The organism is Bacillus sp. EKM202B (assembly GCF_011066025.1).
Classification (GTDB): domain Bacteria; phylum Bacillota; class Bacilli; order Bacillales; family Bacillaceae_G; genus Bacillus_A; species Bacillus_A toyonensis.
Window position 1 is genome coordinate 1 of record NZ_JAAMNK010000028.1, and the last position, 22,585, is coordinate 22,585.

Sequence of the window (22,585 nt, forward strand, 5' to 3'; positions counted from 1 at the left end):
TGTTTGTTTCGTTCAGTTTTCAAAGAACTACTTGGTCGCTCATTTGCGACTTCCTTATGTTAACATCTTCGTTTTTCAATGTCAACTAAGTTTTTCAATTTCTTTCTTGTCGTTTTCTGCGTTTCCGCATCAGCGACGTTTATTAATTTACCATATACTAATCATTAACGTCAACACTTTTTAATAAAAAATTCTTTTTCTTACATAACGAATACATTCTTCTGCGTTAGCAACTCTTCGAAATAAACAAAAAATGATTTTATATCTTTCTTCCATCGCTTTTTTTACAACCTCATGAATACGCTCATCTTCAAAATCAAATAAAAGTTCCTCTAACTCTCTCTTCAATATGTATTCCATTTCTTTTTTCTCTTCTTTCGTCAACATAAGCCCAAGCAAATCATCACCTCAATCATTCCTTACAGAGCAATACAAGTTCCGCTCATTTTTACTTATCAAAAACAAATCATCAAAATCCTATCATTCATTATATCCACCAATTACGATATTAATCCCTTGTTCTCTTTTTTATATTTAAAGCATATATGTAACTGAAAAGGATTGGACAAAGGGGCGTAATATTATGTTTTTCTTTTTTATTACGAGCAAAAGAACTTTTAAACACATTAGCTTAATAGTGATACTTTCCTTATTTACAGCATGGCTACTCTTTTTAAAAACATATTCACATGAATCTGCTTTTTCAACTGCTACAGGTCCTAAGGTAATTTACAAAGGAGATACTGCTAAAAAACAAGTTGCGTTCACGTTTGATATTAGTTGGGGAGACAAAAAAGCGATTCCAATCCTTGAGACACTCAAAGAAAGAGAAATTAAGAATGCAACCTTCTTCCTTTCTGCTGCATGGGCCGAAAGACACCCCGATATCGTCGAACGTATCATGAAAGATGGACATGAAATCGGTAGTATGGGTTATAATTACACGTCTTACACTTCTCTAGAGCCAAATGAAATAAGAAGAGATCTTTTACGAGCCCAAGATGTTTTTACGAAACTTGGCGTAAAACAAGTCAAGCTATTGCGTCCACCTAGTGGTGAATTCAACAAAGCAACTCTTAAAATCGCAGAATCGCTCGGATACACTGTCGTTCATTGGAGTAATAATTCAAATGATTGGAAAAATCCAGGTGTAAATACTATCGTTTCCACTGTCTCTAATAATTTGAAGGGTGGAGATATTGTCTTATTACACGCATCTGATTCTGCTCTTCAAACAAATAAAGCTTTACCGCTACTTCTACAAAAGTTAAAGAGTGACGGATATCAACAAATATCCGTATCACAACTCATTTCCAACACAAGTACGAAAAGTGAAGATGTGAAGTAGTTTCTTTTCTGCTACCCTTTACACATAAATAGCTCTATTACCTTATCGAAAGGTAATAGAGCTATTTCCATCTCACTATTTCTCGTAGTATAACTATCGCTGCGTAAAAATTCAAAAGTACTTTTCAATTAAGCAGCTTTACTCGTTTTTCCGATTAAACGATGTAATATAAGTAACTGATATGCATTACATAATAAAAGTGGTATAACCATTAAATATAACCAATCTGTATCATTAATCCTTAGTGCTGGCACCCATTCAAGAATTGTTACAACAACCATAAAGAACAGGGCAGGCACAAATGCTTTTTTATTTGTTTCTTTACTTTTTATATAAGCAACAATCGCTCCAAACACAAATAATATTCCAGCAACAAGTATGTTATTCCCTAATGAAACTTCTCCATTTGCAATGAGTACAGATCTTAAATACACAAAATCGAATAAAACGAATGCAATAAAGAAGAGCTGGACTACATTCCATAAAGATGACGATCGGAACATACCTAGTCCAAAACGATGAATCGTTAAATAGGCAAAGAATCCCATTTGACTTATAACACTAAAAATAAACCCTACACCCATCAACCAGAAAGAAACTGCTAGAATCTCCTTTGCGTCGAAATTTTGAAAAAATTTATCGTACTTGTCCCACTCCAAAACAAACCCAATAATAACCGTGCTGACTCCACCAAGAAACAACGTCGTTAAAAATAGTCGTACCCACTTGCGGCTATTCACAACACATCCCCCATTATCCTTATATTTCTAATTAAATTGTATCAATGACAATTTCAAAAAGCTAGCCATGTTCATGTATAAATTCCTTAAAGATATTTATATTAAAAAGAGAGAACTGTGTTGAAAGGAGTTCCAACTTATGAAACGGATACTACTCGTTTTCGTTTCTTCTTTTCTACTTATTGCACTTGTAGCATGTGCACAAGGAAAAGAAACGAAATCCGAATTAGATTACGATCAAACAAAGAAAATGATTGTTGATATTTTAAAAACTGATCAAGGTAAGAAGGCCATTCAAGATGTATTAACTGATGAAAAAATGAAACAAGCACTCATACTAGATGAAACAGTAGTAAAGAAAACGATTGAAGATGCAATGGTATCCGACAAAGGGCAGCAATTCTGGGAAAAGCTCTTTAAAGACCCTGAGTTCTCATCGAAATTCGCTAAAAGTATGGGGAAAGAACAAACAAATTTAATGAAAACCTTACTAAAAGACCCTGAATACCAAGCAGGCGTTATAGAGATCATGAAAAACCCTGAAGTAGAAAAAATGATGTTGCAAACAATGAAGAGTAAAGAATACCGTCAATATTTACAACAAGTACTAACAGAAACTACTGAAAGCCCACTCTTCCAAGCTAAGATGATTGATATTATTAGTAAAGGTGTGCAAAAGGCTGAAAAAGGTGGCTCTGATAAAAAAGATGCAGGTGGCGAAGGTGGCTCCCAAAGCGGGAGTAAGGAACAACAGTAAAAAATAATAACTATAATAGTGAGTGGACAATATATATCGTCCACTCATTATTATTTTATTTTTGCGCGACAGCTGTTTTATCAATTACTGTTTCAGCTATCGTGCGATAAATAATCCCCGTTGTATGCGTATCTTCATATACTGAAGGAGCGAAGTCTTCTTTATTCCAATCAGGTTGTTGAAGTGGAATGCGGCCTATTACATCTGTTTGTAATTCGGCAGCTAATTTATCTCCTCCACCTCTTCCAAATACATACTCCTTCTCACCAGTTACTTTACTTTCAAAATACGCCATATTTTCAACGACACCAAGAATACTGTGTTCAGTGCGCAAAGCCATCGCTCCAGCACGCGCTGCTACAAATGCCGCTGTTGGATGAGGCGTCGTTACTATAATCTCTTTACAAGCCGGCAACATGGAATGCAAGTCTAGCGCAACATCACCTGTACCTGGCGGTAAATCTAATACTAAGTAATCTAAATCACCCCATTCTACTTCTGTGAAGAAATGATTTAACATTTTCCCAAGCATAGGTCCTCTCCAAATAACCGGTGCATTATCTTCCACAAAGAATCCCATTGAGATTACTTTTACACCTAGACGCTCCACTGGGATTATTTTATCTCCTCTTACAATAGGACGTTTTTCTATCCCCATCATATCAGGTACACTAAAACCGTAAATATCCGCATCAATGATACCAACTTTTTTCCCTAGACGAGCTAAAGCAATGGCAAGGTTAACGGAGACTGTTGATTTTCCCACTCCACCTTTTCCACTCGCAACTGCTAAAAATGTCGTTTTTGAATTCGGTGACAATAAAGATTCAATTTGCTCTTCTTCTTGCGGTGGTACAAACTGAGCTAATTCCTCTTCTGTAAATTCTGCAAAACGAAGTCCAACTGTTGCTGCCCCAAGTTCCTTCACTAACTTTACGATGCCCGACTGCAACTGCATTTGTTCCGCAGTACCTGTTTTTACAATTGCAATTTTAACACTCACATGTTCCTTCTCCGGCTTGACTGTTACCTCTTTAATTGCATTTGTTTCTTTTAACGTTTTATGTAAAAACGGATCTACAATCCCTTCTAACGCTTCCACTACTTGCTCTTTCGTTACCATAATTAGCCCAGCCCCCTGTATGAAAAATAACGTAATGTTAATTGAATTTATCTCTCTTTACCCTTGAAATAAATGCGTTTACATTTTCAGTATAACATATTTTCCGAAAACTTCGTTAACGAGAGAAACTCAAAAAATCCCCCTTATTCTGGAGGATTTCCTTTTTCCGTGAAATAACGCAATATACCTCGATATACGGCAGCCGCTACCTTTTGCTGATATTTTTCCGAATTTAACATATACCTTTCGTTCACATTCGATAAAAATCCAGCTTCAATTAAAGCGCCTGGTGTTTTCGCATACTTTAATAAATACACATGAGAAATCGTTTTAGCAGAACGGTTCGTATTTTCTAAACTCGTTCTCAATTCAGCTTGTATAAACTTCGCAGCACGTTCATTTTCAGTTAAAGAACGATAGTAGAACGTTTGTGCTCCTTTAGAACCACTACTAGTTAATGCATTTAAATGAATACTTGCAAAGAAATCGACATCTGGCTTATTAATAATCTCCACACGTCTTCTTAAATCCTCTGCTTTACGTCTACTGTACGACTTTGTATCTTTGTTAGCTAAATCATAATCTCCTTCACGTGTCAAAATAACTAATGCACCTTGCTCTTGCAAATAATCTTGCACTTTTTTTGTAATTTCAAGAGTTATGTCTTTTTCTATAATATCCTTTCCACCAACAGCTCCTCCGTCTGGTCCACCATGCCCTGCGTCTAATACAATTACTTTCCCTGATAAGGGTAAATTCCACGCTCGCCACGATTTTGTAATTTGAAATTCTTGTTTGACTAAAAAAAACAAAACAACCGCAGCGAGCGCAAAAGAGATAATTCGAATTCTCTTCATACCTTTCCTCCTCCAGCTAGTCCCTCTAATTACTTATATGGGACAAGAGGAAAGTTTATGCTTGTCTTAATGTAGCTTTAAACGATATCTTCTTTCACCTTTTTCATATCCTTCCTGCCACCACAATCCGATAAACTGCTGACAAGATTCAAAAAGTAATTCCTCATCTTTTAACTTAATTTCTCGTATAGTCATACTCGTTAAAAATTGAAATAGTGTTTCCGTTAATTGTTGCTCTTCTTCTAAAGCCCTATATTTCACATCAAAGAACGATTCGCCATAATAACCAAACTTACTGTATCTCGCTCCTAATAAATAAGATTCTATTCCTAGTTCAATACAGTAATCTTCATACTGACGATGAAGCTCTTGCATCTGAAAGGCATCACGAATATTTGAACGCAACGTTTTTAATGATAATTCTCGTAGCATCTTCCGCTCGTATTTTAATTGCTTTTCTTTTTGTTTTTCTTTTAAGCTGACAATGACATTCATAGTACTTATAAAACCTCCCTAATACGTATTAGTCTAAACTTCTAAAGAAGAAGCATACGCGGGACGGTAGCACTAAAATATTCCAAACTTCAAAAATAAATAAGAGGAATTAAACATAAAAAAACCCCAACCAAAATGGTTGAGGTTTGTAGTTCGCAAAAATTAACGTTTTGAGAACTGAGGTGCACGACGTGCGCCTTTAAGACCGTATTTTTTACGCTCTTTCATACGTGCGTCACGAGTTAATAGACCTGCACGTTTTAGTGTTAGACGGTATTCTGGATCAGCTTTTAATAAAGCGCGAGAAATACCGTGACGAATAGCACCAGCTTGACCAGTGTATCCACCACCATTTACGTTTACAAGTACATCGTAGTTACCTAAAGTTTCTGTTGCAACTAGAGGTTGTTTAACTACTTCACGTAATGCAGCAAATGGGATATAGTTTTCAAAATCACGACCGTTAATGATAACGCGTCCTTCGCCTGGAACTAGGCGTACGCGCGCTACTGAACTCTTACGACGTCCAGTGCCATAGTATTGAACCTGTGCCAAAGTAAGCCCTCCTTTAATTAATTATCCGCGAAGTTCGTAAACTTCTGGTTTTTGTGCTTGGTGTGGATGCTCTGCTCCAGCATACACGTTTAATTTCTTAGATACTTGACGTCCTAAACGTCCTTTTGGAAGCATCCCTTTAATTGCAAGCTCTAACATTTGTACAGGGTAGTTTGTACGCATTTCTAGAGCTGTTCTTTGCTTAAGTCCACCTGGGTGGTTAGTGTGACGGTAGTAAATTTTATCGTTTAATTTATTACCTGTTAAATGAATTTTCTCAGCGTTAATAATAATTACATGATCACCCGTGTCAACGTGTGGTGTAAATGTAGGTTTGTTTTTACCACGTAAAATGGATGCTACTTCAGTAGATAGGCGACCTAAAGTTTGACCTTCAGCATCAACCACATACCATTTACGCTCAACTTCGTTAGCTTTTGCCATAAAAGTCGTACGCATGTGTTTCCCTCCTCGTTATCTTTTCCATAGAAAAAATCTATTGTTTATCTTAAACACGATTTCCTTCCGGGGCTAATCGTGGTTTTAGAAACAATACCATATGTTATGATATACTTTTGAGTTTCTAATGTCAAGCAAATGTTACACCAGGATTAGTTGTTATAGTTTACTTGCCATAAGTAAAGTCCATGACCTGGAGCCATCTTTCCAGCAAACTGGCGATTTTGTTTTGCTAAAATCTCTGGAATGCTATCAGGATCAAGCTTTCCTTGCCCTACGTTAAGTAACGTACCAACAATAATTCTGACCATATTATATAAAAATCCATTACCTACAAAACGAAAAATTAATTCATCATCTTGCTCAATTAACTCGATTTCAAAAATTGTTCGCACTTTATCTTTTTTGTCAGTTTTTGCCGAACAAAAAGAAGTGAAATCATGCGTTCCAATAAAATAAGGAATCGCTTTTCTTATAGAGTTTATTTCAAGCGGATATGGATATTGATATACGTAATTTCTACGGAATACATCCGCAGTCTTTGATAATAATACACGATAACGATATTCTTTTCTCTCAACACCGTAACGTGCATGAAATTCTTCTGTTTTCTTCTCTACTTGCCTGATAACAATATCATCTGGCAACATTGTGTTTAAAGCATTATTCCATTGCCACTCTTCAAGAGACAAAGGTGTATCAAAGTGTATGACTTGTCCTTTCGCATGAACGGTAGAATCCGTTCTGCCTGATGCCTGAACACGAACAAGTTCACCCTTATGCAATTTCTGTAATGCCTTCTCTATTTCTTGTTGAACAGTACGATGCTGTGGTTGAATTTGGTAACCACAAAAATGCATGCCATCATATGCAACTGTACATTTTATTCTTTCCATCTTTCCGTTCTCCATTACAATCGCAACCATACTAAAATACAAGCTAGACAAAGTAAACTTATAATTGTTACTGTATCGCTCATTTTCCAGCGTAGTTGCCTAAATTTAGTTCGTCCTTCACCATTTCGATATCCACGTGCTTCCATCGCAATTGCTAAATCCTCAGCACGCTTAAAAGCACTAATAAAAAGTGGAACGAGTAGTGAAATAATTGCCTTCATCCTATCTTTTATCGGACCTCCAGCAAAATCAATACCACGTGACGCTTGTGCTTTCATAATTTTACTCGTTTCATCCATTAATGTCGGAATAAAACGAAGAGAAATAGACATCATTAATGCGATTTCATGAACAGGAACCTTTATACGCTTCAACGGCTTTAATAACGTCTCCAAACCATCTGTAATCTCAATAGGTGTCGTTGTTAACGTTAATAATGTCGTCATTAAAATAATAACAAAGAATCGTATAGAAATGTATATCCCTTGCTCTAATCCCTTTTCATGTATTGAAAACCAACCAAGCTGGAATAGTACATCCCCTTCTTTAGTTGTGAAGATATGCAGGAAAAATGTAAAAAGAAAAATCCATAAAATTGGTTTTAAGCCCGAAAGTACATAACGAATCGGCACTTTTGCAAAAAATAAAGCAATGAGTGCATATAAAAATAAAAATCCATATGAAATCGCATTATTTGCTAAGAAAACAACAAATACATATAAAAAGACAATCAACAGCTTCGTACGAGGATCAAGTTGATGAATGAGTGACTTACCTGGAATGTATCTCCCAATAATCAACTGCTGCATGATTCATGACCACCTTTTCGTAACACCTGTACAACTTCATGAGTAAGATCCTCTAAAGATAAGGTAGCCTTTGGAATTGAAATACCAAACTTCTCTTCAATTGCACGTTTATACTTTAAAGACATCGGAAGGTCCACACCAATTTGTTCTAGTTCATCAGCATGTGAAAATACTTCCTCTGCACTTCCTTGCAAAAAGACCGTTCCTTTATGCATGACCACAATTTGATCTGCATACTTAGCGGCATCCTCCATATTATGGGTAACAAGAATGACTGTAAGCCCCTGCTCCTTATGCAAACTATAAAACATCTCCATAAGCTCGTGCTGTCCTTTCGGATCAAGCCCCGCTGTAGGTTCATCTAATACAAGTACTTCGGGTTCCATCGCAAGTACGCCCGCTATTGCAACACGCCTCATTTGCCCACCGCTTAATTCAAACGGAGAACGTGCTAATAACTCTATATCCAATCCAACAAGCTGAATGGCATCTTTTGCCTTTTGCTTTGCCACTTCTTCAGATAAACCGAAATTAGTAGGCCCAAAACAAATATCTTTCTCCACTGTTTCTTCAAATAACTGATGTTCTGGGAACTGAAAGACAACCCCTACTTTTTTTCGTAGTGGCTTAAGCTTCTTCTCTTTCTTCCCTGCTGAAATTAAATGTTCACCAATTTGAACCGTACCATTTGTCGGCTGCAATAAACCATTTAAATGTTGAATCATCGTCGACTTACCTGAACCAGTATGACCGATAATGGCATAATAGCCTCCACTTGGAAACGACACGTCTACATCATAAAGCGCGCGTCTTTCAAATGGAGTTTTATATTGATAACGATGTTCTACTTTTTGGAATGTAATCTCCAAAGTTCGTTCACCAAACTTTCCATTGTAAGATGCGTATTTTGCAAAAGAATTTCACTTCTTTTTAATAATTCTGCTATTTTTACTGAAAAAGGTACATCTAACCCAATTTCTTGGAGCATATGAGAGGACTTGAAAATTTGCTTTGGGGTCCCTTCCTCTAATATTTCTCCCTTGTTTAAAATAATGACACGGTCTGACTGTGCCGCTTCTTCTAAATCGTGCGTAATTGATAATACGGTAATACCTTTTTGATTAACAAGCTGTCTAACCGTTTCTACTACTTCACGTCTCCCTTGAGGGTCTAACATTGACGTTGCTTCATCTAGTATTAAAATAGATGGCTGAAGTGCTAAAACACCTGCTATTGCAACTCGCTGCTTTTGCCCACCAGATAACGAATGGGGCTCATCATTAAGAAAATCTTCCATACGGACAAGTCGCAGGGCTTGTTCTAATCTTTCTACCATCTGTTCCCTTGGCATTCCGATATTTTCTAAGCCAAATACAACGTCATCTTGTACTGTCGTTCCAACAAATTGATTATCTGGATTTTGAAATACCATTCCAATTTGTTTTCGAACATCCCATACCGTTTCTTCTGATAAAACCATTGTATCATTTACAGTAATTGTCCCTGATTCCGGCAAAAACAAACCATTCAATAATTTTGCAAGTGTAGATTTACCTGAACCATTTTGTCCGATAACAGATACCCATTCTCCTTCATATAAGGAAAACGAAACATCTTTTAATGCATACGAGGCTGCCCCAGGATATTGAAATGATACATTTTCTGTCCGAAGTTTCTCTTTTTTCAATACAAGGCACCCTTTCCTTCGCCAAGTTAGCCTTTTTTATATTTAAAAAAAAAGGGCCATGACCAGTTACTTGAAAAGAACTGTCCTGCCCTTTTAATTATCATTATACTAACTCGATAATTACCATTGGTGCTGCGTCTCCGCGACGTGGACCAATTTTTGCAATACGAGTGTATCCGCCTTGGCGCTCAGCATAGCGTGGAGCTACATCAGCGAATAATTTTTGAAGTGCATCTTGACCAGTCTCAGCGTTAGCAACTTCATTGCGAATGAAAGCTGCTGCTTGACGACGAGCGTGAAGATCTCCGCGTTTACCTAAAGTGATCATTTTTTCCACTACAGAACGAAGTTCTTTTGCACGAGTTTCTGTCGTTTGGATGCGCTCGTTGATAATTAAATCAGTAGCTAAATCACGTAACATAGCTTTACGTTGCGCACTTGTACGGCCTAATTTTCTGTATGCCATTCGTAGTTCCCTCCTTTGTTGATGGGTTTAAATCCTCAGTCGTCTTTACGTAAACCTAAACCTAATTCCTCAAGTTTATGTTTAACTTCTTCTAAGGATTTACGTCCTAAGTTACGAACTTTCATCATATCTTCTTCTGTTTTGTTCGCAAGCTCTTGTACAGTATTAATTCCTGCACGTTTTAGGCAATTATAAGAACGAACAGAAAGATCTAGTTCTTCGATAGTCATCTCAAGAACTTTCTCTTTTTGATCTTCTTCCTTCTCGACCATAATCTCAGCATTTTGTGCTTCATCAGTTAAACCAACAAAGATATTTAAATGCTCAGTTAAGATTTTGGCCCCTAAAGAGATAGCTTCTTTTGGCCCGATGCTTCCATCCGTCCATACATCAAGCGTAAGCTTATCATAATTAGCCACTTGTCCGACACGTGTCTTTTCCACTTGGTAAGTTACACGTGATACTGGAGTATAAATAGAATCAATAGGAATTACTCCTATTGGTTGATCTTCGCTTTTATTTGCATCAGCTGGCGTATACCCACGGCCACGCTTTGCAGTTAAACGCACGCGGAAATGCGCATCCTTTGCTAACGTTGCAATGTGTAAATCTGGATTTAAGATTTCTACATCACTATCGTGAGTAATATCAGCAGCTGTGACAATACCTTCGCCCTGCACATCAATTTCCAACGTCTTCTCTTCTTCAGAGTAGATTTTAAGAGCTAACTTTTTCAAGTTTAAGATGATCGTCGTAACGTCTTCTACTACGCCCTCAACTGTTGAAAATTCATGTAATACGCCATCGATTTGGATAGCAGTAACAGCGGCACCAGGGAGTGAGGATAAAAGAATACGACGTAAGGAGTTACCCAAAGTAGTACCATATCCACGCTCAAGCGGTTCAATTACGAATTTACCATATTTAGCATCTTCGTTAAGTTCAACCGTTTCGATTTTCGGCTTTTCGATTTCAATCATTAACTAAACCCTCCTTCAAAACGTCGAAACCCCGGTTAAACAAAGGTATACCCCTTTGATTAACCGAAAGTCCCCCTTAGGCAGTTCCCGATTGTGCACAACAAGCGATGTTTCTGTACGAAATTTCTCGATAATGCATCATATCCATTATAGACAAAAGGGAAAATTCTATACAGAAAAATTACACACGACGACGTTTTGGTGGACGACATCCATTATGAGGAACTGGAGTAACATCTCTAATTGCTGTTACTTCTAGACCTGCAGCTTGAAGAGCACGAATTGCAGCTTCACGACCAGCACCAGGACCTTTAACAGTAACCTCTAAAGTTTTTAAACCGTGCTCCATTGCAACTTTAGCAGCAGCTTCAGCAGCCATTTGCGCAGCGAATGGAGTAGACTTACGAGATCCACGGAAACCAAGTGCACCAGCACTAGACCAAGAAAGTGCGTTACCATGAGTATCTGTAAGTGTTACGATTGTGTTGTTGAAAGTAGAACGAATATGAGCTATACCAGCTTCAATATTCTTTTTCACACGTTTTTTACGAGTGTTTGTTTTACGTGCCATTGTTAGTTCAACCTCCTTTACTTATTATTTCTTTTTATTTGCTACTGTACGACGTGGACCTTTACGTGTACGAGCATTGTTTTTAGAGTTTTGACCACGAACTGGTAAACCACGACGGTGACGAAGACCACGGTAAGAACCGATCTCCATTAGACGTTTAATGTTAAGAGATACTTCACGACGAAGGTCTCCCTCAACTTTAATGCTATCGATAACATCACGGATACGTCCTAGTTCGTCTTCCGTTAAATCACGAACTCGTGTTTCTGAAGAAATACCAGCTTCAGTAAGAATTTTTTCAGCAGTTGTGCGACCAATGCCGAATACGTAAGTTAAAGAAATAACAACGCGTTTGTCTCGAGGAATATCTACACCTGCGATACGTGCCATTCTGAATGCACCTCCTTCTGATTAACCTTGTTTTTGTTTATGTTTAGGGTTTTCACAAATAACCATTACTTTTCCACGTCTACGAATAACTTTACATTTTTCGCAGATTGGTTTAACTGACGGTCTTACTTTCATGTCTCGAACCTCCTTAAAGATTACGGAGTGCTATATTATTTAAAACGGTACGTAATACGACCACGATTTAAATCGTACGGAGATAATTCTACCGTAACTTTGTCTCCTGGTAAAATACGAATGAAGTTCATACGGATTTTACCAGAAACGTGAGCCAATACGACATGCCCATTCTCTAATTCTACTTTGAACATAGCATTTGGCAACGTTTCAAGAACGGTACCTTCGACTTCAATTACATCATCTTTAGCCATTCAATAGTTCTCCCTTCTTCAAATCAGTAACATTTTACACTGCTCTGAAATTCCGGAGAGCCAGCTACTTATAAAGTGGTAAGGATTTCGTATCCTGCTTCTGTAAGAGCAATCGTGTGCTCAAAATGGGCACACCATTTACCATCTACCGTTACCACTGTCCAGTCATCAGATAGTGTTTTTACATATCGTCTTCCTTGATTCACCATCGGCTCAACACAGATGACCATTCCCGGCTTTAATCTAGGGCCTCTATTTGGAGGACCATAGTGCGGGATTTGAGGGTCCTCATGTAAGTCTTGCCCGATTCCGTGACCAACATACTCCCTAACGATCGAGAATCCGTTCTCTTCAGCATGGGTTTGAACCGCATGTGAGATATTTGATAATCTTTCGCCTGGTTTTACTTGTTCTAAACCAAGATACAACGATTTTTCTGTGACATCAAGTAGCTTTTGAACAGATTCAGAAATGTTTCCAACTGGATACGTCCATGCAGAATCTCCATGGTACCCATTGTATTTCGCACCAATATCGATACTGATGATATCACCCTCTTCGAGCTTTCGCTTCCCTGGAATTCCGTGTACAAGCTCTTCATTTACAGAAGCACATATGCTCCCCGGAAATCCGTTGTATCCTTTAAAAGATGGCGTAGCACCATATTTTTGAATCGTCTTTTCCGCTATTTGATCGAGCTCTTTCGTTGTAATTCCTGGAGTAATATGCTGTTTCAACTCTTGATGAGTTAAAGCAACGATCCTGCCAGCTTCTCGCATGATTTCTATCTCGCGAGGAGTTTTGCAGATGATCATTACGCTAAGCCTCCGATGAGAACATCGATATCAGCAAATACTTTATTGATGTCTTGCTCACCATTAATGCTTTGCAAGTAACCAAGCTCCTCATAGAAATCAAGCAAAGGTTTTGTTTGCTTAATATTTACATCTAAACGATTTGCTACAGTTTCTTCATTGTCATCAGAGCGTTGATATAAATCGCCACCACATTTATCGCACACATCAGCGTTTGCTGGTGGATTGAATTCTAAGTGATAAGTCGCACCGCACTCTTTACAAATGCGACGGCCTGTAAGGCGTTTTAATAACAACCCTGAATCCACATTAATGTTTAAAACATAGTCGATTTTTTTGCCAAGATCTTTCATAATCTCTTCAAGAGCTGATGCTTGTGCAACAGTTCGTGGGAAACCATCTAATAAGAATCCTTTTACACAGTCTTCTTGACTTAAACGTTCACGAACGATTCCGATTGTAACTTCATCTGGAACAAGAGCACCTTTATCAATAAAAGATTTTGCTTGTAAACCCATTTCAGTTTCAGCCTTCATAGCTGCACGGAACATATCTCCTGTTGAGATGTGAGGGATGTTATACTTGGCAACAATCTGTTCGGCTTGTGTACCTTTACCAGCACCAGGAAGCCCCATTAAAATTAAGTTCATCCTTGTTCCCCCTCAGTACATGAGCATGTAGGGAAGACAAGCCTTCCCACTTACTCATTGCTTGATAAACCCTTTGTAATGGCGTTTTACCAGTTGGCTTTCTAGCTGCTTCATTGTTTCCAAAGCAACGCCGACAACGATTAACATACTCGTTCCACCGATCTGTGCAGATGGAGGAAGATTTCCCAATTTCGTAAAGATAACTGGTAAGATTGCAATCGCTGCTAGGAAAATTGATCCTACAAAGGTCAAACGATACAAGATTTTTGTTAAATATTGTTCCGTATTCTTACCCGGACGAATACCTGGAACATATCCACCTTGCTTATTTAGATTCTCTGACATTTGCTCTGGATTAACCTGAACAAATGCATAGAAATATGTGAAGGCTACAATGAGCGCAACATATATGATCATTCCCACTGGGTGAGAATAGTTAAAGTTTGCAATAATCCACTGCGATACATCATGTTTCGGGAAGAACTGTGCAATAGTTGGAGGTGTAATTAAGAATGAAACAGCAAAAATGACTGGAATAACACCCGCACTATTTACCTTAAGTGGTAAATGAGTGTTTTGTGCTCCAGCATGATTCCCATTCGCTCCTGTTACACGCTTCGCATATTGAATTGGGATCTTTCTAACAGCCTGTTGAATGAAAATAACACCAACAATAACCGCTAGCACAGCTAGTAAGATCAATACAACTTTAACGATACTCATGAACAATTGATCTCCGATATTTTGAAACTGTTGTTGATACACTTGAGATATAACACTTGGGATCGCTGCGGCAATACCACCAAAGATAAGGATGGAAATACCATTACCTACACCTTTAGCTGTAATCTGTTCACCTAACCACATTAAAAATGCAGTACCAGCAGTCAGTACCGTAGCAATGTATAAATAAGTGCTCCAACCAGGATTCAAAATTAATTGCCCACCTACCATACCGTTAAAACCGATTGACATACCAAACCCCTGAATAAACGCAAGAACAATTGTAAAGTAACGCGTGAATTGCGTTAGTTTACGACGGCCCATTTCACCTTGCTTCGACCATTCCGAAAATTTAGGAACAACATCCATCTGCAATAATTGCACGATGATGGATGCTGTAATATACGGCATGATTCCCATCGCGAAGATGGAGAAGTTTTTCAAGGCGCCACCGCCAAATGTATTTAGGATACCTAAGGCATTTAATTGATCTTGTGCTTTCAGTACGTCTCCATTTGTAAATGGCACTGGGATAAACGTGCCAATCCTGAATACGATTAACATCGCTAAAGTGAATAATATTTTACGTCTTATCTCAGCAACGCGCATAAAGTTGGAGATTGTACGAAACATTAGATCACCTCAACTGATCCGCCAGCTGCTTCAATTGCTTCTTTAGCACTTGAAGAGAACTTGTGCGCTTTAACAGTTAATTTTTTCTCTACTGCTCCGCTTGCAAGAATTTTAACACCGTCGTTTAACTTGCTGATAACGCCAGTTTCCAGCAATAATTCAGGTGTTACTTCTGTACCATCTTCAAAACGATTTAACGTTGATAAGTTTACAATAGTAAACTCTTTACGGTTAATGTTTGTGAAGCCGCGTTTTGGTAAACGACGGAATAATGGAGTTTGACCACCTTCGAAGCCAAGACGAACACCGCCACCAGAACGTGCGTTTTGTCCTTTATGACCTTTACCAGCAGTTTTACCGTTACCAGAACCGATACCACGACCGACACGGTTACGTACTTTACGAGAACCTTCTGCAGGTTTTAATTCATGAAGTTTCATTCCCAGGCACCTCCTTATATTAATGAGTTATCCTTAAGCTTCTTTTACAGTTATAAGGTGAGAAACTTTGTTGATCATACCAAGAATAGCAGGAGTTTCTTCCTTAACTACAGTTGAATTCAACTTTTTAAGACCTAAAGCTTCTACCGTCGCACGTTGATCTTGTGGACGACCAATTACACTACGAGTGAGGGTAATTTCTAACTTTTTCGCCATTTGTTTTCCCTCCTTAACCTAGTAGCTCTTCTACAGATTTACCGCGTAATTTTGCAACATCTTCAGCGCGCTTAAGTTCGCTTAATCCGTTCACAGTAGCGCGAATCATGTTGATTGGTGTGTTAGAACCAAGAGATTTCGAAAGAATATCTTGTACACCAGCTAATTCAAGTACCGCACGAACAGGTCCACCAGCAATAACACCAGTACCTTCAGCAGCAGGTTTTAAGAATACTTCACCAGCTCCAAAATGACCGTTGATTGTGTGTGGAATTGTTGTACCAACTAATGGTACAGCGATTAAGTTTTTCTTAGCGTCTTCGATAGCTTTGCGAATTGCGTCTGGTACCTCTTGTGCTTTACCAGTACCGAATCCAACATGACCGTTTTTATCGCCAACTACAACTAGTGCAGCAAAGCGGAAACGACGACCACCCTTAACAACTTTCGCGACACGATTTATCGTAACTACACGTTCTTCAAGTTCTAATTTACTTGGGTCAATGCGATGCATCAATTTTCCCTCCTTTGACCATTAAAATTGTAATCCAGCCTCACGAGCAGCTTCAGCTAGAGCTTTAACACGGCCATGGTATAAGTAACCACCGCGATCGAATACTACTTCTTTAACGCCTTTCTCTACAGCACGCTTAGCAACTGATTCTCCAACTTTCGTAGCAGCTTCAGTATTGCTAGTACCGTTAAGAGCAAGGTCTTTATCAAGAGTAGATGCACTTACTAACGTTACACCATTCACATCATCAATAACTTGAGCGTAAATATGTTGGTTAGAACGGAACACGTTTAAACGTGGACGTTCTGCAGTACCAGTAAGTTTAGCACGTACACGTGCATGTCTTTTCTTACGAGTCGCATTTTTATCAGCTTTAGTGATCATTCTTGTCACTCCTTTCTCTCACCTAACGGGTTTACTTAGCAGTTTTACCTTCTTTACGACGAACAACTTCGCCTTCGTAACGAATACCTTTACCTTTATATGGCTCAGGAGCACGTACAGCACGGATGTTAGCAGCAAATTCGCCAACACGTTGCTTGTCGATACCTTTAATTACGATTTTAGTTGGTGCAGGTACTTCAACTTCGATACCTGCTTCCGGAGTCATTTCTACTGGATGAGAATAACCTACGCTTAATACAAGTTTATCTCCTTGTTTTTGAGCACGGTAACCAACACCGACTAATTCAAGTCCGCGTGCGAAACCTGTAGTTACACCTTCAACCATGTTTCCGATTAAAGCACGAGTTGTACCGTGTAATGCACGGTGTTCCTTCTGTTCAGATGGACGCTCAACTGTTAGTGTATTTTCTTCAATTTTGATAGACATATCAGCATTGAATTTACGAGTTAATTCACCTTTAGGGCCTTTTACTGTTACAGTATTGTCTTCTGCAATTGTAATAGTAACACCTGCAGGGATTTCAAGAATCTTTTTACCAATACGAGACATGTGGTCACACCTCCGTTCGTTTTAAATATATATTACCAAACGTATGCTACTACTTCTCCACCAGTTTGTAATTGACGAGCATCTTTGTCTGTCATTACTCCCTTAGATGTAGAAACAAGAGCGATACCTAATCCGTTAAGTACACGTGGTACTTCATCAGCTTTAGCGTAAACGCGTAAGCCAGGTTTACTGATACGTTTTAATCCAGTGATTACACGTTCATTGTTTGCACCATATTTCAGGAAAATACGAAGGATACCTTGTTTGTTATCCTCGATGTATTCTACATCACGAATGAAACCTTCACGTTTTAAAAGTTCAGCGATCTCTTTTTTGATTTTAGAAGCAGGAACCTCTAATTTCTCATGACGTACCATGTTCGCATTACGGATGCGAGTAAGCATGTCTGCAATTGGATCTGTCATCACCATGTGTTTTACCTCCTTCCCATTTGTGGGTTTTACCAACTAGCTTTTTTAACACCAGGAATTTGACCTTTATATGCAAGTTCACGGAAACAAATACGGCAAAGTTTAAATTTGCGGTATACAGAATGCGGACGACCGCAGCGTTCGCAACGTGTATACTCTTGTACTTTAAACTTAGGAGTACGCTTTTGTTTCGCTATCATAGATTTTTTAGCCACGTTTTCGCCTCCTCTACTTAGCGTTGGCTTCCATTATTTTTGGAATGGCATACCGAATTGTGTTAAAAGTTCACGAGCTTCTTCATCAGTTTTCGCTGTAGTAACGATTACGATGTCCATACCGCGGACTTTGCTTACTTTATCATAATCGATCTCAGGGAAGATAAGTTGCTCTTTAACACCTAATGTGTAGTTCCCACGACCATCGAATGATTTCTTAGAAACACCACGGAAATCACGTACACGTGGTAAAGAAACTGACACTAATTTGTCGAAGAACTCATACATTTGCTCGCCGCGTAAAGTTACTTTCGCACCGATTGGCATACCTTCACGAAGACGGAAACCAGCGATTGATTTTTTAGCACGAGTTACAACAGGTTTTTGACCTGCGATTTGTGTTAATTCTTCTACTGCATTGTCTAAAGCTTTTGAGTTAGATACCGCGTCACCAACACCAGTGTTGATTACGATCTTTTCGATTTTCGGTACTTCCATCACAGATTTATAGTTAAACTTGCTCACTAGAGCAGGAGTAATTTCCTTTTGGAACTTCTCTTTAAGGCGATTCAATGAAGTGACCTCCTTTCTTAAGAAAATTATTTATCTAATAATTCACCAGATTTTTTTGCAATACGAACTTTTTTACCATCTTCTACTTTGAAGCCTACACGAGTAGGTTCACCTGTTTTCGGATCTAAAATCATAACGTTAGAAACGTGAATAGGTGCTTCTTTAGTAATAATTCCACCTTGTGGATTTAATTGAGATGGCTTAGAGTGCTTCTTAACGATATTGACACCCTCAACGATAACACGGTTTTGCTTTGGGAAAGCCACAAGGATAACGCCTTGTTTTCCTTTGTCTTTACCAGTGATTACCTGTACTTTATCACCTTTTTTTACATGCATCTTAATTCTGCACCTCCTTAGCAAGGCAATACCTTAAATTATAGAACTTCTGGAGCTAAAGAAACGATCTTCATGAAGTTGCTATCACGTAATTCACGAGCTACTGGTCCGAAGATACGAGTACCACGTGGGCTCTTATCGTCTTTAATGATAACCGCTGCGTTTTCATCAAATTTGATGTAAGAACCGTCCGGACGACGAGCTCCGCTCTTCGTACGTACTACTACTGCTTTAACAACGTCACCTTTTTTAACAACGCCACCTGGTGTTGCTTGTTTTACCGTAGCAACGATAATATCACCAATGTTAGCATATTTACGACCAGAGCCGCCTAATACTTTAATTGTTAAAAGTTCACGTGCACCAGAGTTGTCAGCAACTTTCAAACGAGATTCTTGTTGGATCATGTTATGAAACCTCCCTTCGGACTAAAAATTCCGATTCGTCTATTTAGATAATAACCGCTTCTTCAACGATTTCAACTAAACGGAAACGCTTAGTAGCAGAAAGCGGGCGAGTTTCCATGATTTTAACGATATCGCCAAGTTTCGCTTGGTTTTGCTCATCATGGGCTTTGTACTTCTTAGAATACTTAACACGTTTTCCGTACAAGGAATGAGTTTTGTAAGTTTCAACTAAAACTGTAATCGTTTTGTCCATTTTGTCAGACACTACACGACCAGTATAAACTTTGCGTTGGTTACGTTCGCTCACTATGCAAACCTCCCCTCAATTTATCGATTAATTCCGATCTCTCTTTCACGAACTACAGTTTTCATACGAGCAATTGCTTTACGCACTTCACGAATGCGAGTTGGATTCTCTAATTGTCCTGTAGCAAGTTGGAAGCGAAGATTAAACAACTCTTCCTTTAAAGCTTTAACTTTTGTTTCGATTTCGGCAGTGGTTAATTCACGAATATCATTAGTTTTCATTAGATTCACCACCATTTTCTTCACGTTTTACGAATTTACATTTCACAGGTAACTTGTGAGCTGCAAGACGTAATGCTTCGCGTGCTACCTCTTCAGATACACCCGCGATTTCGAACATAATTTTCCCAGGTTTTACTACTGCTACCCAGCCTTCTGGTGCCCCTTTACCGGAACCCATACGTACTTCTAGAGGTTTTGCAGTGTAAGGCTTAGAAGGGAAAATTTTAATCCATACTTTACCGCCACGTTTCATGTAACGAGTCATTGCACGACGAGCAGCTTCGATTTGACGGTTTGTAATCCATGAAGCAGCTTGTGCTTGTAAACCGAATTCACCGAAAGCAATTTCAGTTCCACCTTTTGCACGACCACGCATTTTACCACGATGCTCTCTACGATATTTTACGCGTTTTGGCATTAACATATTATTTTCCTCCTTCCTCAGAAGCTTTCTTTTTTGTAGGAAGGACTTCTCCACGGTAGATCCATACTTTTACGCCTAATTTACCGTATGTTGTATCAGCTTCAACTGCTGCATAGTCAATATCAGCGCGAAGTGTATGAAGTGGAACAGTTCCTTCACTGTAAGATTCTGCACGAGCGATATCAGCTCCGCCAAGACGACCAGAAACCTGTGTTTTAATACCTTTAGCACCTGCACGCATAGCACGTTGAATAACTTGCTTTTGTGCACGACGGAATGATACACGGTTTTCTAATTGACGAGCGATGTTTTCGCCTACTAATTTAGCGTTAAGATCAGCTCTCTTAACTTCTAAAATGTTGATGTGTACACGCTTGCCTGTTAATTGGTTAAGAGCTTTACGAAGTGCTTCAACTTCAGTACCACCTTTACCAATTACCATACCAGGTTTTGCAGTGTGAATTGTAACATTTACACGATTTGCTGCACGTTCGATTTCTACTTTAGCAACAGCAGAATCTTTTAAGCGTACAGTAATGTACTCACGGATTTTGATGTCTTCATGTAATAATGTAGCGTAATCTTTCTCAGCGAACCAACGAGATTCCCAGTCACGGATAACACCGACACGAAGACCAATTGGATTAACCTTTTGACCCATCGATTATCCCTCCTTCTTTTCTGATACCACAACTGTGATGTGGCTTGTGCGTTTGTTAATTTGGCTTGCACGACCCATTGCACGTGGACGGAAACGTTTCAACGTTGGACCTTCGTCAACGAAAACTTTTTCAACAACTAGGTTGTTAATATCCATCTCATAATTGTGCTCTGCATTTGCGATTGCAGATTTTAAAACTTTTTCTACAACTGGAGAAGCAGTTTTTGGTGTGTGGTTAAGGATAGCAATCGCTTCACCCACTTGCTTACCTCGGATTAAGTCTACTACTAAACGAACTTTACGAGGAGCAATACGAACTGTTCTCGCTACTGCTTTAGCTTGCATTGAAGTGCCTCCTCTCATTATCTTCTAGTTTTCTTATCGTCAGCAAGGTGACCTTTATACGTACGAGTTGGTGCGAATTCACCTAACTTATGGCCAACCATATCCTCAGTGATGTACACAGGTACGTGTTTACGACCATCATATACAGCGATTGTGTGTCCGATGAACTGAGGGAAGATTGTTGAACGGCGAGACCAAGTTTTAACAACTTGTTTTTGCTCAGATGCAACTAATTTTTCCATTTTGCTCATTAAGTGATCATCGACAAATGGTCCTTTTTTTAAGCTACGAGCCATTTTGGTGCCTCCCTTCGTGATTGGCGTACGGTTCTAGAAATGAACCGTACTACAATCCCATTATTTTTTACGACGACGAACGATAAATTTATCAGACGCTTTATTTTTCTTACGAGTCTTGAATCCAAGAGTTGGTTTACCCCATGGAGACATTGGAGACTTACGTCCGATTGGAGAACGTCCTTCACCACCACCGTGTGGGTGATCAACCGGGTTCATTACAGAACCACGAACTGTTGGGCGTTTACCTAACCAGCGAGAGCGACCTGCTTTACCGATTTTGATAAGTTCGTGTTGTTCGTTACCAACTTGACCGATTGAAGCGCGACAAGCAGATAATACAAGACGTACTTCACCAGAAGTTAAACGTACAAGTACGTATTTACCTTCTTTACCAAGTACTTGAGCAGATGTACCAGCAGAACGAACTAATTGTCCGCCACGACCAGGCTTAAGCTCGATGTTATGAACAACAGTACCTACTGGAATGTTGATTAATGGTAATGCGTTACCGATTTTAATGTCAGCTTCTGGGCCAGACATAACTTCCATACCTACTTCTAAAGATTTAGGAGCAAGAATGTAACGTTTTTCACCGTCAACGTAGTTAATTAATGCGATATTCGCAGAGCGGTTTGGATCGTATTCGATCGTAGCAACGCGTCCTGGAATTCCATCTTTGTTACGCTTAAAGTCGATGATACGGTATTGACGCTTATGTCCGCCACCTTGATGACGTACAGTAATTTTACCTTGGTTATTACGACCCGCCTTCTTGCTTAAAGGAGCAAGTAATGACTTTTCGGGTCTGTCAGTCGTGATTTCAGCGAAATCATTCGTAGTCATATTACGACGACCGTTAGTAGTTGGATTATACTTTTTAATTCCCATCTCAATTT

39 protein-coding genes are annotated in these 22,585 nt (G+C 38.9%); 2 read left to right on the plus strand and 37 right to left on the minus strand.

What is annotated here, in order from left to right; all coding sequences use genetic code 11:
- Positions 1–180: 180 nt before the first annotated feature.
- A complete protein-coding gene (locus G9F74_RS23845; RefSeq protein WP_000901142.1) occupies positions 181–399 on the minus strand; it encodes a hypothetical protein in 219 nt (72 codons plus the stop codon).
- Between the two features lie 184 nt (positions 400–583).
- Between G9F74_RS23845 and pdaB the strand changes: the two genes are divergently transcribed.
- Complete coding sequence (gene pdaB, locus G9F74_RS23850; RefSeq protein WP_000464721.1) at positions 584–1,348, plus strand: polysaccharide deacetylase family sporulation protein PdaB; 765 nt, start codon at positions 584–586, stop codon at positions 1,346–1,348.
- A 128-nt stretch (positions 1,349–1,476) separates the two neighbouring features.
- Here the strand turns inward: pdaB and kbaA are convergent, their stop codons facing one another.
- Positions 1,477–2,088, minus strand: a complete 612-nt coding sequence (gene kbaA, locus G9F74_RS23855; RefSeq protein ID WP_001088535.1) for a KinB signaling pathway activation protein KbaA — start codon at positions 2,086–2,088, stop codon at positions 1,477–1,479.
- 139 nt (positions 2,089–2,227) lie between these two features.
- Between kbaA and gerD the strand changes: the two genes are divergently transcribed.
- Positions 2,228–2,845 (plus strand): spore germination lipoprotein GerD, encoded by a 618-nt coding sequence (gene gerD, locus G9F74_RS23860; RefSeq protein WP_000821768.1) that lies wholly within the window; start codon positions 2,228–2,230, stop codon positions 2,843–2,845.
- A 55-nt stretch (positions 2,846–2,900) separates the two neighbouring features.
- Here gerD and G9F74_RS23865 read toward each other — a convergent pair whose 3' ends face one another.
- The 35 genes from G9F74_RS23865 to rplB all read right to left on the minus strand — a co-directional run bounded on the left by G9F74_RS23865 (position 2,901) and on the right by rplB (position 22,577).
- Positions 2,901–3,968 carry an Mrp/NBP35 family ATP-binding protein gene (locus tag G9F74_RS23865; protein ID WP_000256618.1) on the minus strand — a complete coding sequence of 356 codons (1,068 nt, stop codon included), beginning with the start codon at positions 3,966–3,968 and terminating at the stop codon, positions 2,901–2,903.
- Positions 3,969–4,111: 143 nt separating this feature from the next.
- Positions 4,112–4,825, minus strand: a complete 714-nt coding sequence (cwlD, locus tag G9F74_RS23870; RefSeq protein ID WP_000822443.1) for an N-acetylmuramoyl-L-alanine amidase CwlD — start codon at positions 4,823–4,825, stop codon at positions 4,112–4,114.
- A gap of 66 nt (positions 4,826–4,891) precedes the next feature.
- Positions 4,892–5,320, minus strand: a complete 429-nt coding sequence (locus tag G9F74_RS23875; RefSeq protein WP_001101001.1) for a DUF2521 family protein — start codon at positions 5,318–5,320, stop codon at positions 4,892–4,894.
- Between the two features lie 162 nt (positions 5,321–5,482).
- Positions 5,483–5,875, minus strand: coding sequence for a 30S ribosomal protein S9 (gene rpsI, locus G9F74_RS23880; protein WP_000079986.1), 393 nt, complete (start codon positions 5,873–5,875; stop codon positions 5,483–5,485).
- 21 nt (positions 5,876–5,896) lie between these two features.
- Positions 5,897–6,334, minus strand: coding sequence for a 50S ribosomal protein L13 (gene rplM / locus G9F74_RS23885; RefSeq protein WP_001260795.1), 438 nt, complete (start codon positions 6,332–6,334; stop codon positions 5,897–5,899).
- A gap of 152 nt (positions 6,335–6,486) precedes the next feature.
- The gene (gene truA / locus G9F74_RS23890; protein WP_016107363.1) at positions 6,487–7,230 is read right to left on the minus strand and encodes a tRNA pseudouridine(38-40) synthase TruA; all 744 of its coding nucleotides are present in this window, start codon (positions 7,228–7,230) and stop codon (positions 6,487–6,489) included.
- A gap of 14 nt (positions 7,231–7,244) precedes the next feature.
- A complete protein-coding gene (locus tag G9F74_RS23895; RefSeq protein ID WP_001186520.1) occupies positions 7,245–8,039 on the minus strand; it encodes an energy-coupling factor transporter transmembrane component T family protein in 795 nt (264 codons plus the stop codon).
- Positions 8,027–8,908, minus strand: a complete 882-nt coding sequence (locus G9F74_RS23900; RefSeq protein ID WP_000406524.1) for an energy-coupling factor ABC transporter ATP-binding protein — start codon at positions 8,906–8,908, stop codon at positions 8,027–8,029. Before G9F74_RS23900 ends, G9F74_RS23895 begins: the two co-directional genes overlap by 13 nt.
- Positions 8,884–9,726, minus strand: a complete 843-nt coding sequence (locus G9F74_RS23905) for an energy-coupling factor ABC transporter ATP-binding protein (protein ID WP_000711788.1) — start codon at positions 9,724–9,726, stop codon at positions 8,884–8,886. The genes G9F74_RS23900 and G9F74_RS23905 overlap by 25 nt, the downstream gene beginning before the upstream one ends.
- A gap of 103 nt (positions 9,727–9,829) precedes the next feature.
- The gene (gene rplQ / locus G9F74_RS23910; RefSeq protein ID WP_000331490.1) at positions 9,830–10,192 is read right to left on the minus strand and encodes a 50S ribosomal protein L17; all 363 of its coding nucleotides are present in this window, start codon (positions 10,190–10,192) and stop codon (positions 9,830–9,832) included.
- A 35-nt stretch (positions 10,193–10,227) separates the two neighbouring features.
- Positions 10,228–11,172 (minus strand): DNA-directed RNA polymerase subunit alpha, encoded by a 945-nt coding sequence (locus tag G9F74_RS23915; protein WP_000569643.1) that lies wholly within the window; start codon positions 11,170–11,172, stop codon positions 10,228–10,230.
- Between the two features lie 181 nt (positions 11,173–11,353).
- Positions 11,354–11,743: a 30S ribosomal protein S11 gene (gene rpsK, locus G9F74_RS23920; protein ID WP_000101797.1), complete on the minus strand. Its 390-nt coding sequence runs from the start codon at positions 11,741–11,743 to the stop codon at positions 11,354–11,356.
- A gap of 24 nt (positions 11,744–11,767) precedes the next feature.
- Entirely contained in the window at positions 11,768–12,133 is a 366-nt protein-coding gene (gene rpsM, locus G9F74_RS23925) for a 30S ribosomal protein S13 (RefSeq protein ID WP_000090793.1), read from the minus strand.
- 21 nt (positions 12,134–12,154) lie between these two features.
- The gene (gene rpmJ / locus G9F74_RS23930; RefSeq protein WP_000868344.1) at positions 12,155–12,268 is read right to left on the minus strand and encodes a 50S ribosomal protein L36; all 114 of its coding nucleotides are present in this window, start codon (positions 12,266–12,268) and stop codon (positions 12,155–12,157) included.
- Positions 12,269–12,303: 35 nt separating this feature from the next.
- The gene (gene infA, locus G9F74_RS23935; protein ID WP_001029884.1) at positions 12,304–12,522 is read right to left on the minus strand and encodes a translation initiation factor IF-1; all 219 of its coding nucleotides are present in this window, start codon (positions 12,520–12,522) and stop codon (positions 12,304–12,306) included.
- Positions 12,523–12,590: 68 nt separating this feature from the next.
- Positions 12,591–13,337, minus strand: a complete 747-nt coding sequence (gene map / locus G9F74_RS23940; RefSeq protein WP_000582534.1) for a type I methionyl aminopeptidase — start codon at positions 13,335–13,337, stop codon at positions 12,591–12,593.
- Positions 13,337–13,987 (minus strand): adenylate kinase, encoded by a 651-nt coding sequence (locus G9F74_RS23945; protein WP_001048990.1) that lies wholly within the window; start codon positions 13,985–13,987, stop codon positions 13,337–13,339. The genes map and G9F74_RS23945 overlap by 1 nt, the downstream gene beginning before the upstream one ends.
- A gap of 54 nt (positions 13,988–14,041) precedes the next feature.
- Positions 14,042–15,343 (minus strand): preprotein translocase subunit SecY, encoded by a 1,302-nt coding sequence (gene secY / locus G9F74_RS23950; protein ID WP_000490120.1) that lies wholly within the window; start codon positions 15,341–15,343, stop codon positions 14,042–14,044.
- Positions 15,343–15,783, minus strand: a complete 441-nt coding sequence (gene rplO, locus G9F74_RS23955) for a 50S ribosomal protein L15 (protein WP_000766083.1) — start codon at positions 15,781–15,783, stop codon at positions 15,343–15,345. Before rplO ends, secY begins: the two co-directional genes overlap by 1 nt.
- A 33-nt stretch (positions 15,784–15,816) precedes the next feature.
- Entirely contained in the window at positions 15,817–15,999 is a 183-nt protein-coding gene (gene rpmD, locus G9F74_RS23960) for a 50S ribosomal protein L30 (RefSeq protein WP_001085231.1), read from the minus strand.
- 13 nt (positions 16,000–16,012) lie between these two features.
- Positions 16,013–16,513 (minus strand): 30S ribosomal protein S5, encoded by a 501-nt coding sequence (rpsE, locus tag G9F74_RS23965; protein WP_000554646.1) that lies wholly within the window; start codon positions 16,511–16,513, stop codon positions 16,013–16,015.
- A gap of 21 nt (positions 16,514–16,534) precedes the next feature.
- Positions 16,535–16,897 carry a 50S ribosomal protein L18 gene (rplR, locus tag G9F74_RS23970; RefSeq protein ID WP_000628818.1) on the minus strand — a complete coding sequence of 121 codons (363 nt, stop codon included), beginning with the start codon at positions 16,895–16,897 and terminating at the stop codon, positions 16,535–16,537.
- Between the two features lie 31 nt (positions 16,898–16,928).
- On the minus strand, positions 16,929–17,468 hold the full coding sequence (gene rplF, locus G9F74_RS23975) for a 50S ribosomal protein L6 (protein ID WP_000086552.1): 540 nt from the start codon (positions 17,466–17,468) through the stop codon (positions 16,929–16,931).
- A gap of 32 nt (positions 17,469–17,500) precedes the next feature.
- Entirely contained in the window at positions 17,501–17,899 is a 399-nt protein-coding gene (rpsH, locus tag G9F74_RS23980) for a 30S ribosomal protein S8 (RefSeq protein ID WP_000245511.1), read from the minus strand.
- A gap of 29 nt (positions 17,900–17,928) precedes the next feature.
- Positions 17,929–18,114, minus strand: a complete 186-nt coding sequence (gene rpsN / locus G9F74_RS23985; protein ID WP_001085700.1) for a 30S ribosomal protein S14 — start codon at positions 18,112–18,114, stop codon at positions 17,929–17,931.
- Between the two features lie 33 nt (positions 18,115–18,147).
- Positions 18,148–18,687 (minus strand): 50S ribosomal protein L5, encoded by a 540-nt coding sequence (gene rplE / locus G9F74_RS23990; RefSeq protein ID WP_001080829.1) that lies wholly within the window; start codon positions 18,685–18,687, stop codon positions 18,148–18,150.
- A 26-nt stretch (positions 18,688–18,713) separates the two neighbouring features.
- Positions 18,714–19,025 carry a 50S ribosomal protein L24 gene (rplX, locus tag G9F74_RS23995; protein WP_000558200.1) on the minus strand — a complete coding sequence of 104 codons (312 nt, stop codon included), beginning with the start codon at positions 19,023–19,025 and terminating at the stop codon, positions 18,714–18,716.
- Positions 19,026–19,063: 38 nt separating this feature from the next.
- On the minus strand, positions 19,064–19,432 hold the full coding sequence (gene rplN / locus G9F74_RS24000) for a 50S ribosomal protein L14 (protein WP_000615912.1): 369 nt from the start codon (positions 19,430–19,432) through the stop codon (positions 19,064–19,066).
- A 43-nt stretch (positions 19,433–19,475) separates the two neighbouring features.
- Positions 19,476–19,739 (minus strand): 30S ribosomal protein S17, encoded by a 264-nt coding sequence (gene rpsQ / locus G9F74_RS24005; protein WP_000004106.1) that lies wholly within the window; start codon positions 19,737–19,739, stop codon positions 19,476–19,478.
- 20 nt (positions 19,740–19,759) lie between these two features.
- Positions 19,760–19,960, minus strand: a complete 201-nt coding sequence (gene rpmC / locus G9F74_RS24010; RefSeq protein ID WP_000855718.1) for a 50S ribosomal protein L29 — start codon at positions 19,958–19,960, stop codon at positions 19,760–19,762.
- The gene (gene rplP, locus G9F74_RS24015; RefSeq protein ID WP_000928969.1) at positions 19,950–20,384 is read right to left on the minus strand and encodes a 50S ribosomal protein L16; all 435 of its coding nucleotides are present in this window, start codon (positions 20,382–20,384) and stop codon (positions 19,950–19,952) included. The genes rpmC and rplP overlap by 11 nt, the downstream gene beginning before the upstream one ends.
- A gap of 1 nt (position 20,385) precedes the next feature.
- Positions 20,386–21,045, minus strand: a complete 660-nt coding sequence (rpsC, locus tag G9F74_RS24020; protein WP_000529958.1) for a 30S ribosomal protein S3 — start codon at positions 21,043–21,045, stop codon at positions 20,386–20,388.
- A gap of 3 nt (positions 21,046–21,048) precedes the next feature.
- A complete protein-coding gene (rplV, locus tag G9F74_RS24025; protein ID WP_001148024.1) occupies positions 21,049–21,390 on the minus strand; it encodes a 50S ribosomal protein L22 in 342 nt (113 codons plus the stop codon).
- A gap of 17 nt (positions 21,391–21,407) precedes the next feature.
- Positions 21,408–21,686, minus strand: coding sequence for a 30S ribosomal protein S19 (gene rpsS / locus G9F74_RS24030; protein WP_000124454.1), 279 nt, complete (start codon positions 21,684–21,686; stop codon positions 21,408–21,410).
- 60 nt (positions 21,687–21,746) lie between these two features.
- Positions 21,747–22,577, minus strand: coding sequence for a 50S ribosomal protein L2 (gene rplB, locus G9F74_RS24035; protein ID WP_000511583.1), 831 nt, complete (start codon positions 22,575–22,577; stop codon positions 21,747–21,749).
- Positions 22,578–22,585 lie beyond the last annotated feature (8 nt).

Excerpts from the sequence above, each read along its gene's own strand:
- gerD (WP_000821768.1), top strand. The coding sequence starts at position 2,228 with ATGAAACGGATACTACTCGTTTTCGTTTCTTCTTTTCTACTTATTGCA.
- rplF (WP_000086552.1), bottom strand. The coding sequence starts at position 17,468 with ATGTCTCGTATTGGTAAAAAGATTCTTGAAATCCCTGCAGGTGTTACT.
- rpmJ (WP_000868344.1), bottom strand. The coding sequence starts at position 12,268 with ATGAAAGTAAGACCGTCAGTTAAACCAATCTGCGAAAAATGTAAAGTT.
- G9F74_RS23895 (WP_001186520.1), bottom strand. The coding sequence starts at position 8,039 with ATGCAGCAGTTGATTATTGGGAGATACATTCCAGGTAAGTCACTCATT.
- secY (WP_000490120.1), bottom strand. The coding sequence starts at position 15,343 with ATGTTTCGTACAATCTCCAACTTTATGCGCGTTGCTGAGATAAGACGT.
- rplR (WP_000628818.1), bottom strand. The coding sequence starts at position 16,897 with ATGATCACTAAAGCTGATAAAAATGCGACTCGTAAGAAAAGACATGCA.
- rpsC (WP_000529958.1), bottom strand. The coding sequence starts at position 21,045 with ATGGGTCAAAAGGTTAATCCAATTGGTCTTCGTGTCGGTGTTATCCGT.
- rplX (WP_000558200.1), bottom strand. The coding sequence starts at position 19,025 with ATGCATGTAAAAAAAGGTGATAAAGTACAGGTAATCACTGGTAAAGAC.
- rplP (WP_000928969.1), bottom strand. The coding sequence starts at position 20,384 with ATGTTAATGCCAAAACGCGTAAAATATCGTAGAGAGCATCGTGGTAAA.
- rplN (WP_000615912.1), bottom strand. The coding sequence starts at position 19,432 with ATGATCCAACAAGAATCTCGTTTGAAAGTTGCTGACAACTCTGGTGCA.
- rplO (WP_000766083.1), bottom strand. The coding sequence starts at position 15,783 with ATGAAACTTCATGAATTAAAACCTGCAGAAGGTTCTCGTAAAGTACGT.
- rpsM (WP_000090793.1), bottom strand. The coding sequence starts at position 12,133 with ATGGCACGTATCGCAGGTGTAGATATTCCTCGAGACAAACGCGTTGTT.
- rpsE (WP_000554646.1), bottom strand. The coding sequence starts at position 16,513 with ATGCATCGCATTGACCCAAGTAAATTAGAACTTGAAGAACGTGTAGTT.
- rplM (WP_001260795.1), bottom strand. The coding sequence starts at position 6,334 with ATGCGTACGACTTTTATGGCAAAAGCTAACGAAGTTGAGCGTAAATGG.
- rpmC (WP_000855718.1), bottom strand. The coding sequence starts at position 19,960 with ATGAAAACTAATGATATTCGTGAATTAACCACTGCCGAAATCGAAACA.
- rpsH (WP_000245511.1), bottom strand. The coding sequence starts at position 17,899 with ATGGTGATGACAGATCCAATTGCAGACATGCTTACTCGCATCCGTAAT.
- G9F74_RS23865 (WP_000256618.1), bottom strand. The coding sequence starts at position 3,968 with ATGGTAACGAAAGAGCAAGTAGTGGAAGCGTTAGAAGGGATTGTAGAT.
- rplQ (WP_000331490.1), bottom strand. The coding sequence starts at position 10,192 with ATGGCATACAGAAAATTAGGCCGTACAAGTGCGCAACGTAAAGCTATG.
- cwlD (WP_000822443.1), bottom strand. The coding sequence starts at position 4,825 with ATGAAGAGAATTCGAATTATCTCTTTTGCGCTCGCTGCGGTTGTTTTG.
- pdaB (WP_000464721.1), top strand. The coding sequence starts at position 584 with ATGTTTTTCTTTTTTATTACGAGCAAAAGAACTTTTAAACACATTAGC.
- rpsK (WP_000101797.1), bottom strand. The coding sequence starts at position 11,743 with ATGGCACGTAAAACAAACACTCGTAAAAAACGTGTGAAAAAGAATATT.
- infA (WP_001029884.1), bottom strand. The coding sequence starts at position 12,522 with ATGGCTAAAGATGATGTAATTGAAGTCGAAGGTACCGTTCTTGAAACG.
- rpmD (WP_001085231.1), bottom strand. The coding sequence starts at position 15,999 with ATGGCGAAAAAGTTAGAAATTACCCTCACTCGTAGTGTAATTGGTCGT.
- G9F74_RS23945 (WP_001048990.1), bottom strand. The coding sequence starts at position 13,987 with ATGAACTTAATTTTAATGGGGCTTCCTGGTGCTGGTAAAGGTACACAA.
- rpsS (WP_000124454.1), bottom strand. The coding sequence starts at position 21,686 with ATGGCTCGTAGCTTAAAAAAAGGACCATTTGTCGATGATCACTTAATG.
- truA (WP_016107363.1), bottom strand. The coding sequence starts at position 7,230 with ATGGAAAGAATAAAATGTACAGTTGCATATGATGGCATGCATTTTTGT.
- rplB (WP_000511583.1), bottom strand. The coding sequence starts at position 22,577 with ATGGGAATTAAAAAGTATAATCCAACTACTAACGGTCGTCGTAATATG.
- rplV (WP_001148024.1), bottom strand. The coding sequence starts at position 21,390 with ATGCAAGCTAAAGCAGTAGCGAGAACAGTTCGTATTGCTCCTCGTAAA.
- G9F74_RS23915 (WP_000569643.1), bottom strand. The coding sequence starts at position 11,172 with ATGATTGAAATCGAAAAGCCGAAAATCGAAACGGTTGAACTTAACGAA.
- G9F74_RS23875 (WP_001101001.1), bottom strand. The coding sequence starts at position 5,320 with ATGAATGTCATTGTCAGCTTAAAAGAAAAACAAAAAGAAAAGCAATTA.
- map (WP_000582534.1), bottom strand. The coding sequence starts at position 13,337 with ATGATCATCTGCAAAACTCCTCGCGAGATAGAAATCATGCGAGAAGCT.